The following is a 16,419-nucleotide window of genomic DNA, read 5'->3' on the forward strand; positions in this document are numbered from 1 at the left end:
AGGGGTCCGTCATCAGAGGGGTGGTGACAGGTGGGGATTCAGTCCGTACGCTGCTGAATATGGATATGCACACTGTCGCGCTGGGGACGTCCGGCACCACCTTCGAGGACGTCATCGCCGTGGCCCGTGGCAATGCGCGGGTCGAGCTCACCGATGAGGCGCTGGCCGCGATCGCCGCGGCGCGGGAGATCGTGGACGCGCTGGCCGCCAAGCCCGATCCGGTGTACGGGGTCTCCACCGGGTTCGGGGCCCTCGCCAGCCGGCACATCAGCCAGGACATGCGCGCCCAGTTGCAGCGCAACATCGTGCGGTCGCACGCCGCGGGCATGGGGCCGCGCGTGGAGCGCGAGGTCGTGCGGGCGCTGATGTTCCTGCGGCTGAAGACGGTCGCCTCCGGGCACACCGGCGTCCGGCCGTCGGTCGCCCAGACCATGGCCGCGGTGCTCAACGCCGGGATCACGCCCGTCGTTCACGAGTACGGCTCGCTGGGCTGCTCCGGTGACCTGGCCCCGCTGAGCCACTGCGCGCTCACGCTCATGGGCGAGGGTGACGCCGAGGGTCCGGACGGCGTGGTCCGCCCCGCCGGGGAGCTGCTCGCCGAGGCCGGCATCACGCCCGTCGAGCTGCGCGAGAAGGAGGGCCTCGCGCTGCTGAACGGGACGGACGGCATGCTCGGCATGCTGATCATGGCGATCAGCGACCTGAAGCGGCTGTACACGTCCGCCGACATCACGGCCGCCCTGACCCTCGAGGCGCTGCTCGGTACGGACAAGGTGCTCGCCCCCGAGCTGCACGCCATCCGCCCGCACCCCGGTCAGGGTGCCTCCGCCGACAACATGCTGCGGGTGCTGAAGGGGTCCCAGCTCACCGGACACCACCAGGACGACGCGCCGCGCGTCCAGGACGCGTACTCCGTGCGCTGCGCCCCGCAGGTCGCGGGCGCGGGCCGGGACACCGTCGCGCACGCGCAGCTGGTGGCCGAGCGGGAGCTTGCCTCCGCCGTCGACAACCCGGTCGTGCTGCTTGGGGGCACCTCCCAGGCCGAAGGCTCCGGTGGAGGGCGCGTGGAGTCGAACGGCAACTTCCACGGCGCGCCGGTGGCCTATGTGCTGGACTTCCTCGCCATCGCGGCCGCGGACCTGGGGTCGATCACCGAGCGCCGTACGGACCGGCTGCTCGACAAGAACCGTTCGCACGGCCTGCCGGCCTTCCTCGCCGACGACGCCGGTGTGGACTCCGGTCTGATGATCGCCCAGTACACGCAGGCCGCCCTGGTCAGCGAGCTGAAGCGGCTCGCCGTTCCGGCGTCCGCCGACTCGATCCCGTCCTCCGCGATGCAGGAGGACCATGTCTCCATGGGCTGGTCGGCGGCCCGCAAGCTGCGTACCGCCGTCGACAACCTCACCCGGATCATCGCGGTCGAGCTGTACGCCGCCACTCGCGGCATCGAGCTGCGCAAGAACATGACCCCGGCCCCGGCCACCCAGGCCGTGCTGGAGGCCGTGCGCGCCGCGGGCGTGGAGGGCCCGGGCCCGGACCGGTTCCTGGCGCCGGACCTGGCCGCCGCGGACGCGTTCGTGCGTGAGGGCAGGCTCGTCGAAGCCGTGGAGCCGGTGACCGGACCGCTCGCCTGACGACCGTCGGCGTCATACGCGAGGGCCGCTCCGGTGCGTACCGGGGCGGCCCTCACGGCATGTCAGACCGTGATGTGCGTACGGCGCGTGGAGTAGGCGACGAACGCGGCACCGATGGCCAGGAAGGCCGTGCCGCCGACCACGTACGGGGTGGTGTCCACGCTGCCGGTGTCGGCGAGGGAGAGGTTCTCCGTGGTGGCGGCGGGGGCGGACTGCTGCCGGGCGGCCGTGGGCGCGGTGGTTCCGGTGGTGGTGTCGTGCTCGGCTGTGGCGTTCGCCGATGGGACGAACCACAGGGCGCACAGCAGCGTTCCCGCGGCGGTGGCGGTCAGCAGCGATCGGCGAGCAGCGGACACTGGGATCGAATCCCCCTTGTGGCAGAACCGAATTGGCCGGGTAGCCCGATGCTAATGAAAGGTGCGGGTCGCAGGAAAGTCGCGGGGGTTCGGAGGGCCTACGCTCCGACGCATGAGCACTTCTGAGAACGCGCGATACGTAAGACTTCGGGTGGATCTGATGCTGGAGATCACCGACAAGGGCGCGTTGACCGGCGCGGCCCTGGAGCGCATCGCCGAGGACGAGCTGATCCCCGAGGAGGAGCGGACACACGCCGCCGCCTCCGTGCGGGAGGACGAGGCGGAGGCGCTGGCCTATCTCGTGGACCCGTTCGAGCTGGTGAGCGAGGTGCCGGGGGTGGAGCTGGTGACGGCGTCGTGGAGCAGCGAGCAGGCCGAATACGACCCCGATGCCGAGGAGTGGGACCTCGACGAGGAAGATGGGGGAGAAGGGGACGGATATCCCGGAGACGGCTGGCGGCCGTAGAGCGAGACGGCTTCAGGGCGCGATCCGAGGCCCCGGGCCCGCGGTGTGCCCGGGGCCACGCCATGGGTCCGTGACGGAAACGGAATCGATCTGTCACCCGGAGCCGCAACCGGCGCCGCCACAGTGGCGTCGGACGAGTGGTGTGCCCCACATCCTTCCGGGATGCGGAACGGACCGATGTGTCCGGGTGTTGGTAAGTGCGTTGGCAGGATCGGCGACGATGGAGAAGCGTGTGATGACGGACAGCAAGCGGCGCAGGGCTCTGATAGCCGCGTCCGCAGTGCTCAGTGGCGTACTGGTGCTGTCGGCCTGCAATGACAGCGACGGAGCGGACAAGGGCACGAGCAGTGCCGGAAACTCGAAGGCATCGCAGGGGCAGGTCGATGCGGCAGCCGCCAAGGATGCCTCGGAAGCACGTATAGCCATCACGCCCAAGAACGGCACCACCGACGCCGGCATCAACAAGGACGCCAAGGTCACCGTCAGTGGCGGCAAGCTCACCAAGGTCGCCATGACCACCACCGAGGGCACCGAGGTCCCGGGCACCCTCGCCGCGGACGGCTCGAGCTGGACGCCGGACGGGCAGCTCAAGCGCTCCACCACGTACAAGATCATGGCCACCGCGCAGGACGCCAAGGGCCGCGAGGCGCACGAGAACGCCACCTTCAGCACGGTCTCCCCGGCCAACAGCTTCATCGGCAACTTCACGCCCGAGGACGGCTCCACCGTCGGCGTCGGCATGCCGGTGTCCATCAACTTCGACAAGGCGATCACCAACCAGCGGGCCGTCCGTGAGGCGATCACGGTCACGTCCAGCAGCGGCCAGGAGGTCGTCGGCCACTGGTTCAGCCCGACCCGGCTGGACTTCCGCCCCGAGCAGTACTGGCAGCCCGGCTCGACCGTCACCATGAAGCTGGCGCTGGACGGCGTCGAGGGCGGCCCGGGCATCACCGGTGTCCAGGACAAGACCGTCACCTTCAAGATCGGCCGCAATCAGGTCAGCGTCGTCGACGCCAAGACCAAGACCATGACGGTCACCCGGGACGGCAAGACGGTCAAGACCATCCCGATCTCCGCCGGTTCGCCCGAGAACCCGACCTACAACGGCCAGATGGTGATCTCCGAGAAGTTCAAGGAGACCCGGATGGACGGCTCGACCGTCGGCTTCACCAAGTCCGACGGCAAGGGCGAGTACGACATCAAGGACGTGCCGCACGCCATGCGGCTGTCCACCTCCGGCACCTTCATCCACGGCAACTACTGGGGTGCCGACTCGATCTTCGGCAACGCCAACACCAGCCACGGCTGTGTGGGCCTGAACGACGCCAAGGGCGCCAACGACCCCAACCAGCCGGGCGCCTGGTTCTACGACAACTCGATGATCGGTGACGTGGTCGTCGTCCAGAACTCCCCGGACAAGACCATCAAGCCCGACAACGGCCTCAATGGCTGGAACATGAGCTGGGCCGACTGGACGGCCGGAGCCACGGCCTGATCCGAAGTCCCGTCGCAAGGCGGTGTCCCCCGGCCGGGGGACACCGCCTTCGTCATGTCACACGGGCCGAGGCGGAGTGGACACTGAGCCGCAGCGTCACCGTTGGGCGTCACTGCTCATGGACGCCGCCGACGAGACGGGCCTGCCCGGCGACCCGGAGTTCCGCTCGGCGTTCGCCAGGTACATCGAGCGGGGGACACGCATCCCACCGGCCAACTCCCAGCCGGAGGCGCGGCTTTTGCGCCGCGCGCCGGTCCCGCGCTGGGGGCGCCGCCGTACCGTGAAAGACCAAATCCCTTCGCCGGACGATCATTTGTCCTCTGTCGAGGCAACTCTTCGCCCCTCTCGTGACTCTCTACAGCTGGGACCACACGGTCACTCCTGTTGAACAGCCTTTATAAGGGGGGAAGTTGCGCAGCAGACGCAGCAGAGCGGGGGCCGCCGCCATCACCACCGTGATGGCGCTGGCACTCGCCACGGGGGGATCGACTCCCGCACTGGCCGCCGCGACCACGGCGGACCACGGCACGGCGAAGAGCGCCGAGAAGCACTGGATCACGCTGATCACCGGCGACCGGGTGGCGGTCGGCGACGGAGGCCGGGTCGAGGTCAGGCGCGGCAAGGGGCGCGAGGGCATACCCGTACGGGTGCGGAAGGCCGACGGCCACACCCTGGTCGTACCGCTCGACGCGCAGCGGCTCCTGGACACCGGCCGCCTCGACCGGCGGCTGTTCGACATCACCGAGCTCGGCAAGGCCGAGTACCGCACCCGGGACCACGCCGCACTGCGGCTGATCGTCGGCTACAAGGGTGCCGCCCCCGCCGCCAGGGACCAGGTCCGGGACGCCGGAGGCACCCAGGTCGGCCGCACCTTCCGGCAGATGAACGCGGAGGCCGTCAGCACGCCCGAGCAGGATGCGGCGAAGGTCTGGGAGGCGCTCACCGTCGAGCAGCACAACGGGCCCGCGCAGCGCACCACGGCCCCCGGCATCGACAAGGTCTGGCTCGACGGCATCCGCAGGGCCAGCCTCGACAAGAGCGTCGCGCAGATCGGCGCCCCCAAGGCCTGGGCAGCCGGATTCGACGGCAAGGGCGTCAAGATCGCCGTCCTGGACACCGGGGTCGACCAGACCCATCCGGACCTGGCCGGGCAGCAGCTGGCCGAGAAGAACTTCTCCGCCGCGAGCGACACCAAGGACCGGTTCGGCCACGGCACCCATGTGGCGTCCATCGCCGTGGGTACGGGCGCCAAGTCGGGCGGCAAGTACAAGGGCGTCGCCCCCGGCGCCCGGATCCTCGACGGCAAGGTCCTCGACGACCAGGGGTTCGGCGACGACTCCAACGTCCTCGCCGGTATGGAGTGGGCCGCCGCGCAGGGCGCCGATGTGGTCAACCTCAGCCTCGGCGGCCCCGACGCGCCGGAGACCGACCCGCTGGAGCAGGCCGTCGACCGGCTCTCGGCCGAGAAGGGCATCCTGTTCGTCATCGCGGCGGGCAACGAGGGTCCCGACGCGGGCACCGTGGGCTCTCCGGGTAGCGCGGACGCCGCCCTCACCATCGGCGCCGTCGACGACAGCAACGCACTCGCGCCCTTCTCCAGCCGCGGCCCGCGCGCCGCCGGCGGCGCGGTCAAGCCCGATGTCACCGCGCCCGGCGTGGACATCACCGCGGCCTCCGCACCCGGCAGCCTGATCGCACGCGAGGTCGGTGAGCGGCCGGCCGGCTATGTCACCATCTCCGGCACATCCATGGCGACCCCGCATGCGGCGGGTGCCGCCGCGCTGCTCAAGCAGCAGCACCCCGACTGGAAGGGCGACCGGCTCAAGAGTGTCCTGGCGGCCTCCACCACGCCCGGCGGATACTCGGCGTTCAACCAGGGCACCGGCCGGATCGACGTGCCCCGGGCGATGAAGCAGTCCGTGATCGCGGAACCGGTGTCGGTCGGCTTCGACCGCCAGCAGTGGCCGCACACCGACGACCGGCCCACGACCAAGAAGGTCACCTACCGCAACCTCGGCACCGCGCCCGTCACCCTCGACCTGTCGGTCAGCGGCGCCTTCGGCCCCGACGGCAAGCCGGCCCCGGCCGGCTTCTTCACCGTCGGCACCCCGAAGGTGACCGTCCCCGCGGGCGGCACGGCCGACGCGGAACTCACCGCCGACACCCGCCTCGGCGGCAGCGTCGACGGCAATTACAGTGCCACCCTGGTGGCCGTCGGCGGCGGCCAGACGGTGCGGACCACCGCGGCCGTGGAGCGCGAGATCGAGGCGTACAACCTCACCGTCAAGCACCTCGGCAGGGACGGCAGGCCCACCAGGCTCTACGAGTCGATGCTCCAGGGCCTCAGCGGGCTCGGCCAGGGCAGCACGTACTCCGGGCACGACGACAGCGGCACCTACACCATCCGTGTGCCCAGGGGCGGTTACGTCCTCGAAGCCGCCGTCCTCGCCGACGAGCGGGACGTCACCAAGGGCCTCGACTACATCACCCAGCCCGAGCTCGCCGTCACCAAGGACACCACGGTGACGGTGGACGCCCGCACCACCAAGCCGGTCGACATCACGGTGCCCGACAGCCGGGCCAAGAGCCAGTTCGCCACGATCTCGTTCGACATGTCGGCCGGCGACTACGGATACTCGTCCATCCTGCTGCTCGACTCCTTCAAGGGCTTCCGCACGGCGCACCTCGGGCCGGAGCTCCCGGCCCGCGGGGTGTTCCAGCAGTTCAGCGCCGGCTGGACCAAGGGCGCGGCCGACTACCACCTGGCCTACGGCGGCATCGGCTCCAAGTTGGCCACCGGCTTCACCCGGCACGCCAAGCAGAGCGACTTCGCCACGTTGACGACCCGGCTCGGTGCCTCGGTGAAGGACAGGTCGGGCAGCCTCACTGTCTTCCCGATGGTCGACGGCGGCACCGGCAGCTTCACGCTGAGCTCCGGCTACAAGCTGCCCACGACCAGGACGCTGTATCTGAACGCCGCAGGCGTCAAGTGGTACAAGGAGTTCGATCAGTACCGCAGCACGGCTGCCGAGCCGGTGTACGAGGCGGGCTACTACTCCCCCGCCACCAGGTACAAGGCCGGCAAGAGCTACCAGCAGTCCTTCAACATCGGTGTCTTCGGGCCGAGGGTCGGCGGCGATCTGGGCGGCGTCTACCGGGTCCGGGACACCATCTCCGGCTGTGTCTCGGTCTTCGCCGACGGCGCCGGACACGACGGCGGCTCGCGCATCGACACGGCGACCACGACGCTGTACCGCAACGGCGTCAAGGTCGGCTCGAACAAGGACCCGCTCTCCTGCGGTGAGGGCTTCAAGGTCCCCTCGGGCAAGGCCGATTACCGGATGACGGCCACGGTGACCCGCAGCAAGGTCGCCTCGGTGTCCACCAAGGTGAGCATCAGCTGGACCTTCTCCTCGAAGCGGACCTCCGCCGAGACCAGGCTTCCGGTCTCCGTGGTCCGGTTCACCCCGTCCCTTGGCATCGACAGCACCGCGAAGGCGGGCGCGACCGTCAAGGTGCCGGTGAAGGTGGAGGGAGCGGCGGCCGGCCGCAACCTCAAGTCGCTCACGGTGTATGTGAGTTACGACGACGGCCGGACCTGGAAGAAGGCGCCCGTCACACGCGGCAGCGTGACCGTCGTCAACCCCAAGGCGGGCAAGGGGATTTCCTTCAAGGCGAAGGTGACCGACAGGCAGGGCAACACCCTGACGCAGTCGGTCCACAACGCCTACCTGGGCAAGTGACCGGGTAGCGCCGGCAGTCCCGGTGGTCCCGGTGGTCCCGGCAGCCTTCGGGCTGCCGGGACCACCGCGTTCTCGGCACTACCCGCGCGGTGATCGACGGTCCGGTCCCACCTCGGAAGGAACGTGCACAACCCACCGAGGAGGAAGCGATGACCTGCGCCGTTGCCCGTCTGCGTCCCGCCGGGATCGACGAGGAGGTTCTCTCCTGCATGGAGCGGTTCCAGTGCCCCTCCCGGCAAAGTTCGCCCGGTCGCGACGCTCCCCCAGCTGCCTCCCCCAGCTACCCCCAGGGGTGCCCCCAGGGTGCCCGCAGGCACGCACGCTCGCTGCGTCGGCCGAAAGCCCAGGGAGCACTGCTACGAGGGCCTTCGGCCGCCTTGCGATCGCACGCACCGGACGCCGCTCCTCGACGGTCAGACGGCGCCGGTCGCGGCACCGTCCACGCTGGATCCCTTCTCGGGTCGCTTCCCGGTGCACGGTGCGACCGTGGAGGTCAGGCAGGGGGAGTGGCCGGGCGCGCTGGTGATCGTCGCCTTCCCCGGAATCGAGGAGGCCCGCGCCTGGTACGACTCGCCCGCCTGCCAGGAGATCCTGCCGCTGCGCACCGACCGCATCCAGGGAGACATCGTCCTCGTCGACGGTCTCACCCCCCACTACGACGACGCGGCCTCCACCGCGACCCGGCTCAGGGAAGCCGGCCGGTGAAGTACGGCGCGTCCAGGCGGTACTCGCCGGCCCCGGGGGCCGTCAGCCGGACGAACTCGCCGTCGCGGCCGACGGACGCCCCGCCGTCCGCCCGCAGCCACGGCGAATAGGCGATCCGTACCGTCACCGAACCGGGCCGGTCCAGGCGGATCCGCAGGGACGCCTGGTCGGCGGCGACCACCCGCGCGGGGCGGTCCACCAGCGGGACGGCGTCGCGCACCCGGAGGACCGTCCAGTGGGCGTCCCGCCAGACCGGCTCCAGCCACTCCGGCCGGCTCCGCACGATCGCGGCCTCGCCCTCCGCGGGCCCGTCCGGTCTGCCGTCGTGCAGGACGACATAGCCCACGGCCCAGCGGTCCAGCCAGGCCCGGTAGGTGTCCGGGGTGAGGGTGCCGTCGTAGAAGAGACGGCCGCGCTCCACATCAAGCTGGCGGTTCCAGCCGCGCGCCATGTGGACGTACGGGGCGAGGACGGAAGCCTCCCTGTGGTTTCGGGCGGGCACCACCTCGACACGGGTGCGGTCGGCGCCGAGCCGGCGCAGTTCGGCGGTGACCCCGGCGGTGTGGTCCGCCCAGGCGGGGACGGTGGTCGACACCCTGAGGTCGTCGTCCGTCTTGTCGACCAGCCAGCCCGTACTGACCACCAGGACCGCGGCGAGCACCGCGCGCCGGACCCGGTCCCGGCCGGTGACCCCCGGGGAGGCGAGGACGGCGGCCAGCAGCACGGGCGGCCCGGCGAGGCCGACCAGACGCTCGACGTTCGTACCGACCGGCGAGGCGACGAGGAAGGTGAGGACGACCCCGACCGCATACACGGCCGCCCCGAAGCGGAGCGTGCGCCAGGCGCGGGGCGCCGCGAGTACCAGTGCCGCGCAGGCGACCAGAGGCATCCACAGCTTGCCGGGAGCCATCGGCTGTTCGCCGTGGAAGGGGAAGAACCAGGTCGTCGCGGCGACGACGAGAGCGGGCGGCAGCAGGAGCGCGGCGGCCGGCCGCCACTGCCGGTCCAGCGCACAGGCCGCCCCGACGACGGCGAGGAAGAGCCCGGCGACAGGGCTCGCCATGGTCGCCAGAGCGCTGCTCACAGAAGTGAGCAGTGCCCACGTGAGCACCGCTCTTTCTCCGGAGCGCCCGCCGAGTGCGCACAGACAGGCGCCCAGCCCGATGGCCACGCCCACGGCGAACGTCGTACGTCCCGAGGCCACGTTGCACCACAGCGCCAACGACCCCAGGACCGCCGGCCACAGCGGACGGCGCACCCCCGCCCGTACGAACAGCAGCGCCAGCAGCCACGACCCGGCGAGCCCGGCCGCCACCGTCACCGTCCGCACCCCGAACCACGCCATCAGATACGGCGTCAGCAGGCTGTAGTTGGCCGGATGCGCGCCCCCGTACCAGGAGAGGTTGTACGCCGAACCGGGATGCCGCGCCGTGAACCCGGCCCACGCCAGCTGCGCGGACAGGTCCCCGGCCCCCGTCGCCAGCAGTGTCGCCCAGACCGCGTACAGGGGAATCACGACGGCCGTGGCGACGACGGGCACCCGCAACCGCAACCGCAGCCGGGCCCGGCGTCCGGCCCCGGGAGCGGCCGCCTCGGCCCCCCGCTCCCGCATTCGCGCAGCGATCGACACGCGCCTGACTGTAGCCGTCGGGCCCGGTTCAGCGGGCCCGACGGGCCTTGCGGGCACTCAGGGCCGCCATGCCCCGCCAGCGGTCGAACTCCGCGGCCGGGTCCTTCGCGTCCGTCCACGGCGCGGCCCCGCACCAACCGCCGATCAGCCGGAACTGCTCCAGCGCCGCGTCGTTCAGACCCGACTTCACCAGCGCCGCCGCCAGCAGATGCCGGATTCGCGGCAGCCGGGGGTCGGCGGCCGGAACCTGCTCCAGCGATGCCAGGACCTTGCGCAGCCGCGGCTTGACGCCGGCCGCACGGTAGGCCGCCTGGTCGCCCGACTGCAGCCACATCTCGTACAGCGCGTACACGTACATCGCCGCCAGCGGGCTGCCGGCCGGGGCCTTCTCGACCGCCTCGTCCGCGAACCCGAACATCAGCTTGTGCGAGCCGTGCCACTTCTGGCACCAGAACTGCAGCGCCTGCCAGTGCGCCTCGTAGTGGTACGGCGCCCGCGCGATCAGCTCACCCCACATCCACTGGAACTCCTCGCGCGAGAGGTTCAGCCCGCGAGCCGCCGTGACCAGCGTGATCCACGGCGCCGGATCACGCGGCGCCATCCGGGCAGCCTCCTCGGCGGTGTACCGCGCGGCACCCAGCAGCTCATGGAACGCGGCGGCCTGCTCGTCCGAGGTCCGGTTCGCATACTCCGAACCGCGCGCCCGCCAGGCCCGGTACAGCAGCGCCTGTGCCTGAACGGCCACGGCGTCCGCGTCCTGCGGCCGCACGGCCCGCCACGTCCTCAGCCACCGCTCGTCGTCCACCGCCGTGTGGGCCAGCTCCTGGAGCCGGTCCCAGCGCTGCTCCTGCTCACCCGAGACGGCGAGCAGATCGGCGGCCGGCTCCCACTCCCCGCGCCAGGCGGCCGCCACGGCCCGCCCCAGCGCCTCGTCCGCGGCCGGCACCGGCCCGGCGCGCGTGGCGTCGAGCTCCGCCCGGGGCACCAGCCCGTAGGCCGCGGCATCGATGCCGGCCTTCGCGCGGAAGTTGCGGCGGGCGAGGACGAAGACGTAGGCGATGGCCCAGAGGAGACCGATCAGGCCCAGGCCGGTGAATATGTCATGAAGCACGGGAAGCGATCATTCCGCCCTATGGTCACGGAAAGCACACGACCGGGCAAAATCTTGACTTTGCTGCGCAATTCCCGGGTGGTTCCGACGCTCGGACCGCGACCTGCGACAACGAGGTCGTCGGTGCCGCCCTCGTAGCCGGTCCCTGCTGCTCAGCCGAATCGAGCAGCAGAGTCAATCCTGCCGTCAACGCACAACACGCCCCAGCAGCTCGTCCTGGCCCGGATACGGCGACTCCACCGGCAGCAACGCCCGCGCCGCGGCCTCCTCGCCCTTGCTCACCAGCCCGTGGATCTCGCGCGCCAGAGGAGTCACGTCCGTGATCCCGACGATCCACTCATCGGCGTACCGCCGCGCCGCCTCCCCCGAAAGTCCCAGCTGCAGCGACCGGTACGGCAACGCCCGCAGCCCCGGATCCCGCTCCGGATCCCACTGCACCCGCACCGGCGACCCCCGCAACTCCCGCTGCCATGAAGCCCTGTCGGCGTGCAGCTCCGGCACGTAGTGCGACAGCACCGCACGCCGGAGCGCCCATTCGAAGCCCTCCCGCGTGATGTCGACGGCCAGGACGGTCTGCTGCCCCTCCTTCGTTCCCCAGCCGCAGCGGTACATCATCCACAGGAACGACGGCTTGATCCACGTCATCCGGTCCCGCTTCCAGGCCTGCGGAAACCGCCCGTCACGTGCGGTGGGCAGCCCGAGCTCGGGCGCGTACGCCTGGTAGACGGTGACGGTCGAAGCCGTATGCAGGGCACGGATCTGATGACGGGGGACGTCCATGATCCAGAGCTTCCGCCATCACCGCTCTGCGGTCCACCGAATTCCGGCTCACGCGAACACCTGCGCCGTATGCCAGGCGATGTGCTCGTCCGCGACAGCCGCACTCCCCGTCCTCGGGCCGGTCAGTACCCGGCCCGCGAGGTCCAGCACCTGTGCGCGTGCTGCCTCGCCCCGCCCGGCGAAGCGCTGCGAGACCACAATCGTGCGGCCCGGGTCGAGGCCCAGCACACCCTTGTCGAACAGCTTGTGATGCAACGAGCACAGACATAGCCCGTTCGTCACCGTGTCCGGTCCCTGGAACGCCCACCAGCGCACATGCGCGGCCTCCAGCCCCACCGGCCGCCGCCCCATCGCCCCGTCGAATCCGCAGAACGCGCACCGCCCTTCGTACGCCTCGAACACCCGCCTGCGCATCTCGGCGGCTCCCCGCCGCAGTTGCCGCATCCCCGGCACATACGCCCCCGAGGCGACCCCGGCAACTCCGGTGGCCTCCGCGAGGTCCTCGTGCAGCGACGGGGCGAAATGCAGGTCGAGCAGCAGCCGTGCGAGCCGCCCGCCCAGCGCCGGATCCGCCCGCAGTGCGGCTCGCAACTCCGGCGCCAGGCGCCCCACGGCCCCGCTCTCCCGCAGCGCCCGCGCTCCCGTTCCCGGGCTTGCGTCGCCGCTGTCCGTCCGTACTTCCCACACCTCGTCGTTCGCCAGATGGTGGAACGGGTACGCGGGCGTGGTCCGCCGCCGCGGACCGTACTCCTCCAGCAGCTCCTTCAGGTCCTGCTCGACCTCCGAGTACCGAAGCCCGGCGTCCGCGTCCTGCTGGAAGCGCCCCAGCGCGTACAGCATCAACAACGGCTTGTGCGGCGCCCGTTCACCGTGCTGCGACCACTGGCGCAGCCCCCGTATCCGCTCGGTCCAGTCCATGCGGGCGAGCGTACGGCCACGGGGACGGGCGTCAGGACCGAAGTCTCTCGACGCGCTCGTGCGTATGTGCCTCGATATCCATCACCGCGGTGTGCAGCAGCTGATGAGCCAGGTCGGAGAGCGCTCGTGCCACGGCCAGCTCGTCCCCGATGGCGGGAACGTTCTCGTCGGCCGGGTTGCGATGGGCGGTCCCCTTGCCGATCAGCGGCCCGGGCCCCTTGCCGATCAGCCTGGCCTCGGCCGTGCTCTCGTCGCCGGTGTGCTCGATGTTGATCTCGGCGTTCCAGGTGGGCATGGCGCGCCTCCTCGTTCCGGGCTCCTTCACCCCCGGGATCTCAATTGTCCCGCTGCCGCCGCCGTCCCGCACCAGCAGCACAGGCGCCGCCGGCGCTCCCCGGGTGCAGGGCACCCCTCTTCCGGCGCATGCTCGAAGGAGAGCCGAGGGAGCAAACATGACACTGACCGAGATCACCGAAAGCGTGCATGTGGACGCGCCGCCGGACGTGGTGTGGGCGCTGGTGACGGACGTGCCCCGGCACACGCTGCTCGCGGGACCGAAGAGCGTCACCAAGTCGATCGAGTTCGACGGACCGCTCGAACTCGGTGCCCGCTGGGTGTCCCATGAGAAGTTCGGTCTGCAGAAGTTCGACGCACCGTCCGAGGTGACGCTGCTGGACGAGGGCCATGACTTCGGCTGGGTCTCCTATCTGCCCATGAAGGAGGAGAAACGGGGGGCGGGCGGCCGCGCCTACTGGGACTACCACCTCGAACCGGAGGACGGCGGAACGCGGCTGGGCCACCACATGCGGGTCGAGGAACCCGGCGAGGGGGCGAGGGGCCTGAAGACGATGTACAGGGTGCTGAACCTGCCCAAGAAGCAGCGCGAGGCCATCCGCACCTCGCTCGCGAACATCAAGTCCGCCGCCGAGGCGGAGCAGCAGGTCCGGTCGGTGACCCCGGCCGACCTCAGGGCCGGCCCGCCGACACCGGGGATGGACCGCCAGGAGGCCTTCGCCACCGAGGGCATGTGGTCGGGCCTGGCCCGCACCGAGCCCGGCATGGTCTCGGGGTGGCACCACCACGGCGAGTACGAGACGACGCTCTACGTCCTCTCGGGCGCGCTGAAGCTGGAGTTCGGCCCGGACGGCTCGCAGACGGTAGAGGCCGGCCCCGGCGACTTCGTCCGCGTACCCAAGCGGGTCGTGCACCGCGAGATCAACCCGTCCGAGGAACCGGCGGACCTGGTCGTGGTGCGCGCCGGTCACGGCGGGACGACCTTCCCGGCCGACGGTCCGAGCCCAACGGGCCAGGCCTGACGGGCCGTTCACATGGCTGCTCTCCCGCCGTCTGGGCAACCCCCACGGCGTGTGGTGGTCTGGGCTTGTCGGCACTCTGACCGGCGTGCGCGGTTTCACCTAATGCCCTGACCGCAACGCACGCGCGCAATCTTCCACGTTTGGGTGAAGGCAGCCCCATCGGGGCGCACTGTCGCCACCTCCGGGTGTTTAGTGTTTGCTAAACTCGGGAAAGGGTTGGCTTGGTGGAAGAGCAGTGGGATGTCTACCTGACCAGCGAAGTGGATCAATGGCTCAACGATCTCGAGAAGACAGACCGGGCCTCGTACGAGCTGGTCAACCAGGCCATCTGGATCCTGGCTTGCAATGGCCCCACAGAAGGACGGCCGCTCGTCGATCGCGTCAAAGGATCTGCGCTCCACAACCTGAAGGAGCTGCGGCCGGGTTCGGCGGGACGTAGCGAGGCGCGCATCCTTTTTATGTTCGACCCATGGCGGTCTTCGATCCTGCTGGTGGCCGGCGACAAGGCCGGGAACTGGAGCGACTGGTATGAAGCGGCGATCCCCTCGGCGGAGAGCTTGTACGCGGAGTACGTCGCCGACCGTAAGAAGGAGCTGGGGAAGTGAACGGATACGTCAGGTGGTCGGCGAGCGGACACCGCGAGCGAGCGGAGGAGCTCGCCGGTGGGCGGGATGAGTTCATCGAGGGCGCCAAGCGCATGCTCGCTGAGGCGCAGGCATGGCGACTGGTCGAGATGAGGCAGGAGCGAGGCTTCACCCAGACGCAGGTGGCCGAGCGGATGGGCATCAGCAAGGGCCGGGTCTCCCAGATCGAGAGTGGCCAGGTCTCCGGCACGGATGTGGTGGCGCGTTATGTCCAGGCACTCGGTGGGAGCCTGATGCTGATCGCGGTCTTCGATGGCGGAGATCTGCGCAAGGTCAGCTGATCAGGGGCGGCCCCGCGCCGGGCCTCCGAGGCGCGCGGCCTGCCCGCACCGCTGTCCGCCCAGAAGGAACCGACCGCTCATCCGGACGTCCTGCCGGGCAGCGTGTCGTCCGCGACGGCGCGGAGGAGCGGGTCGAGGCAGCCGCGCTGCCAGGGGCGGCGGTCGGCCCAGAAATACCAGCGGGTGTGGAAGTCCGGATCCGGGTCGTCGGTGTCGTCCAGGGTGGTCCACAGAGTGCCCTCCGGGTGGAGGGCAGCGCGGTGGGCCGACCAGTCCGTCGGCTCGGACGGGTCGGCCCAGTCGATGGTCACCACGTACACCTCACCGTCCGCGAAGAGCTCGTCGAGGACCGTGTTGTACCGGTCGAGGAGGACGGCGTACTCGGCCTCGTCCTCTGCGTAGCGTTTCGACTCCGGCAGGCTGTGGAAGCGCACCCAGCAGCTCCCGTACACCGTCTTCAGCTCCCACGGCAGCATCGGCCCGGCAGGCCTGTGCGCCTGCCAGAGCCGGGTCAGCCGCTCGTGCGCCGGGTCGGGGAGCAGGGCGCCGCTCACTCCCCGGGCGCTTCGGCGATGCCGATGGGGCAGGCTACGCCGGTCCCTCCGATGCCGCAGTAGCCCGCCGGGTTCTTGTCGAGGTACTGCTGGTGGTAGCCCTCGGCGGCGTAGAAGGGGCGGCCCTCCGCGGGGAGGAGTTCCGTGGTGATTGTGCCGTGGCCGGAACCGGTGAGGACCTGCTGGTAGGCGTCGCGGGAGGCCTTGGCCGTGGCTTCCTGCTCGGGGGAGTGGGTGTAGATCGCCGAGCGGTACTGGGTGCCGACGTCGTTGCCCTGACGGAAGCCCTGGGTGGGGTCGTGGTTCTCCCAGAAGACCTTGAGCAGCTGCTCGTACGAGACCTTCGCCGGGTCGAAGACGACACGGACGGCCTCGGTGTGGCCGGTCAGGCCGGAGCAGACCTCTTCGTAGGTGGGGTTCTCGGTGTAGCCGCCCTGGTAGCCGACCAGGGTGGTCCAGACGCCGGGGGTCTGCCAGAACTTGCGTTCGGCGCCCCAGAAACAGCCGAGGGCGAAGTCGGCGACCTCAAGGCCGGCCGGGTAGGGGCCGAGGAGCGGGTTGCCCAGGACCGTGTGGCGGTCGGGGACGGCGAAGGCGGGGGTGGGACGGCCGCGGAGGGCCTGCTCGGGGGTGGGGAGCACGGGGGTGCGGCCGAACATCATGGGGTCCTCCGGAGGTCATCGGTTGCTCAGGAGGAACGTACGAGGGGTGGGGCGGGGTTCCCCACCCCTCGCCGTGGTGTGTCAGCGGTGGGCCCGCGCTTCACCGGCGGCGCCGCGCGGGCGG

Annotated in this window: 16 protein-coding genes; 8 read left to right on the forward strand and 8 right to left on the reverse strand. The window is 70.6% G+C overall.

Annotated features, from left to right (window positions below; translation table 11 throughout):
• Window positions 1–59: 59 nt before the first annotated feature.
• The gene (gene hutH / locus ABD858_RS20145; protein ID WP_345039527.1) at window positions 60–1,634 is read left to right on the forward strand and encodes a histidine ammonia-lyase; all 1,575 of its coding nucleotides are present in this window, start codon (window positions 60–62) and stop codon (window positions 1,632–1,634) included.
• Between the two features lie 62 nt (window positions 1,635–1,696).
• Here hutH and ABD858_RS20150 read toward each other — a convergent pair whose 3' ends face one another.
• Window positions 1,697–1,990, reverse strand: coding sequence for a hypothetical protein (locus ABD858_RS20150; protein ID WP_345039529.1), 294 nt, complete (start codon window positions 1,988–1,990; stop codon window positions 1,697–1,699).
• Window positions 1,991–2,102: 112 nt separating this feature from the next.
• On the opposite strand from ABD858_RS20150, the gene ABD858_RS20155 reads away from it, so the two are divergent.
• The 4 genes from ABD858_RS20155 to ABD858_RS20170 all read left to right on the forward strand — a co-directional run bounded on the left by ABD858_RS20155 (window position 2,103) and on the right by ABD858_RS20170 (window position 8,399).
• Entirely contained in the window at window positions 2,103–2,456 is a 354-nt protein-coding gene (locus ABD858_RS20155) for a hypothetical protein (protein ID WP_345039531.1), read from the forward strand.
• A gap of 220 nt (window positions 2,457–2,676) precedes the next feature.
• Window positions 2,677–3,951 carry a L,D-transpeptidase gene (locus tag ABD858_RS20160; protein WP_345039534.1) on the forward strand — a complete coding sequence of 425 codons (1,275 nt, stop codon included), beginning with the start codon at window positions 2,677–2,679 and terminating at the stop codon, window positions 3,949–3,951.
• 458 nt (window positions 3,952–4,409) lie between these two features.
• Window positions 4,410–7,694: a S8 family peptidase gene (locus ABD858_RS20165; protein WP_345044718.1), complete on the forward strand. Its 3,285-nt coding sequence runs from the start codon at window positions 4,410–4,412 to the stop codon at window positions 7,692–7,694.
• Window positions 7,695–7,997: 303 nt separating this feature from the next.
• Window positions 7,998–8,399 (forward strand): DUF1330 domain-containing protein, encoded by a 402-nt coding sequence (locus ABD858_RS20170; protein ID WP_345039536.1) that lies wholly within the window; start codon window positions 7,998–8,000, stop codon window positions 8,397–8,399.
• On the opposite strand, the gene ABD858_RS20175 is transcribed toward ABD858_RS20170, so the two are convergent.
• The 5 genes from ABD858_RS20175 to ABD858_RS20195 form a co-directional block, all read right to left on the reverse strand.
• Entirely contained in the window at window positions 8,380–10,011 is a 1,632-nt protein-coding gene (locus ABD858_RS20175) for a hypothetical protein (RefSeq protein ID WP_425586336.1), read from the reverse strand. The two genes, ABD858_RS20170 and ABD858_RS20175, sit on opposite strands and share 20 nt — an antisense overlap.
• Before the next feature lie 46 nt (window positions 10,012–10,057).
• Complete coding sequence (locus tag ABD858_RS20180) at window positions 10,058–11,140, reverse strand: hypothetical protein (RefSeq protein ID WP_345039538.1); 1,083 nt, start codon at window positions 11,138–11,140, stop codon at window positions 10,058–10,060.
• Between the two features lie 186 nt (window positions 11,141–11,326).
• Window positions 11,327–11,920 carry a DUF4291 domain-containing protein gene (locus ABD858_RS20185; RefSeq protein WP_345039541.1) on the reverse strand — a complete coding sequence of 198 codons (594 nt, stop codon included), beginning with the start codon at window positions 11,918–11,920 and terminating at the stop codon, window positions 11,327–11,329.
• Between the two features lie 48 nt (window positions 11,921–11,968).
• Window positions 11,969–12,838 carry a phosphorothioated DNA-binding restriction endonuclease gene (locus ABD858_RS20190; RefSeq protein WP_345039543.1) on the reverse strand — a complete coding sequence of 290 codons (870 nt, stop codon included), beginning with the start codon at window positions 12,836–12,838 and terminating at the stop codon, window positions 11,969–11,971.
• A gap of 31 nt (window positions 12,839–12,869) precedes the next feature.
• The gene (locus ABD858_RS20195) at window positions 12,870–13,133 is read right to left on the reverse strand and encodes a DUF1876 domain-containing protein (RefSeq protein WP_345039545.1); all 264 of its coding nucleotides are present in this window, start codon (window positions 13,131–13,133) and stop codon (window positions 12,870–12,872) included.
• Window positions 13,134–13,290: 157 nt separating this feature from the next.
• Between ABD858_RS20195 and ABD858_RS20200 the strand changes: the two genes are divergently transcribed.
• The 3 genes from ABD858_RS20200 to ABD858_RS20210 all read left to right on the forward strand — a co-directional run bounded on the left by ABD858_RS20200 (window position 13,291) and on the right by ABD858_RS20210 (window position 15,079).
• Window positions 13,291–14,154: a cupin domain-containing protein gene (locus ABD858_RS20200; RefSeq protein ID WP_345039547.1), complete on the forward strand. Its 864-nt coding sequence runs from the start codon at window positions 13,291–13,293 to the stop codon at window positions 14,152–14,154.
• A gap of 224 nt (window positions 14,155–14,378) precedes the next feature.
• Window positions 14,379–14,759 carry a type II toxin-antitoxin system RelE/ParE family toxin gene (locus tag ABD858_RS20205; protein WP_345039548.1) on the forward strand — a complete coding sequence of 127 codons (381 nt, stop codon included), beginning with the start codon at window positions 14,379–14,381 and terminating at the stop codon, window positions 14,757–14,759.
• On the forward strand, window positions 14,756–15,079 hold the full coding sequence (locus tag ABD858_RS20210; protein ID WP_345039551.1) for a helix-turn-helix domain-containing protein: 324 nt from the start codon (window positions 14,756–14,758) through the stop codon (window positions 15,077–15,079). Before ABD858_RS20205 ends, ABD858_RS20210 begins: the two co-directional genes overlap by 4 nt.
• Window positions 15,080–15,156: 77 nt before the next feature.
• Here ABD858_RS20210 and ABD858_RS20215 read toward each other — a convergent pair whose 3' ends face one another.
• Window positions 15,157–15,633 carry a DUF3885 domain-containing protein gene (locus ABD858_RS20215; RefSeq protein WP_345039553.1) on the reverse strand — a complete coding sequence of 159 codons (477 nt, stop codon included), beginning with the start codon at window positions 15,631–15,633 and terminating at the stop codon, window positions 15,157–15,159.
• Window positions 15,630–16,295, reverse strand: a complete 666-nt coding sequence (gene msrA / locus ABD858_RS20220; protein ID WP_345039555.1) for a peptide-methionine (S)-S-oxide reductase MsrA — start codon at window positions 16,293–16,295, stop codon at window positions 15,630–15,632. Before msrA ends, ABD858_RS20215 begins: the two co-directional genes overlap by 4 nt.
• Window positions 16,296–16,419: the final 124 nt, after the last annotated feature.

The organism is Streptomyces sannanensis (assembly GCF_039536205.1).
Lineage (GTDB): Bacteria > Actinomycetota > Actinomycetes > Streptomycetales > Streptomycetaceae > Streptomyces > Streptomyces sannanensis.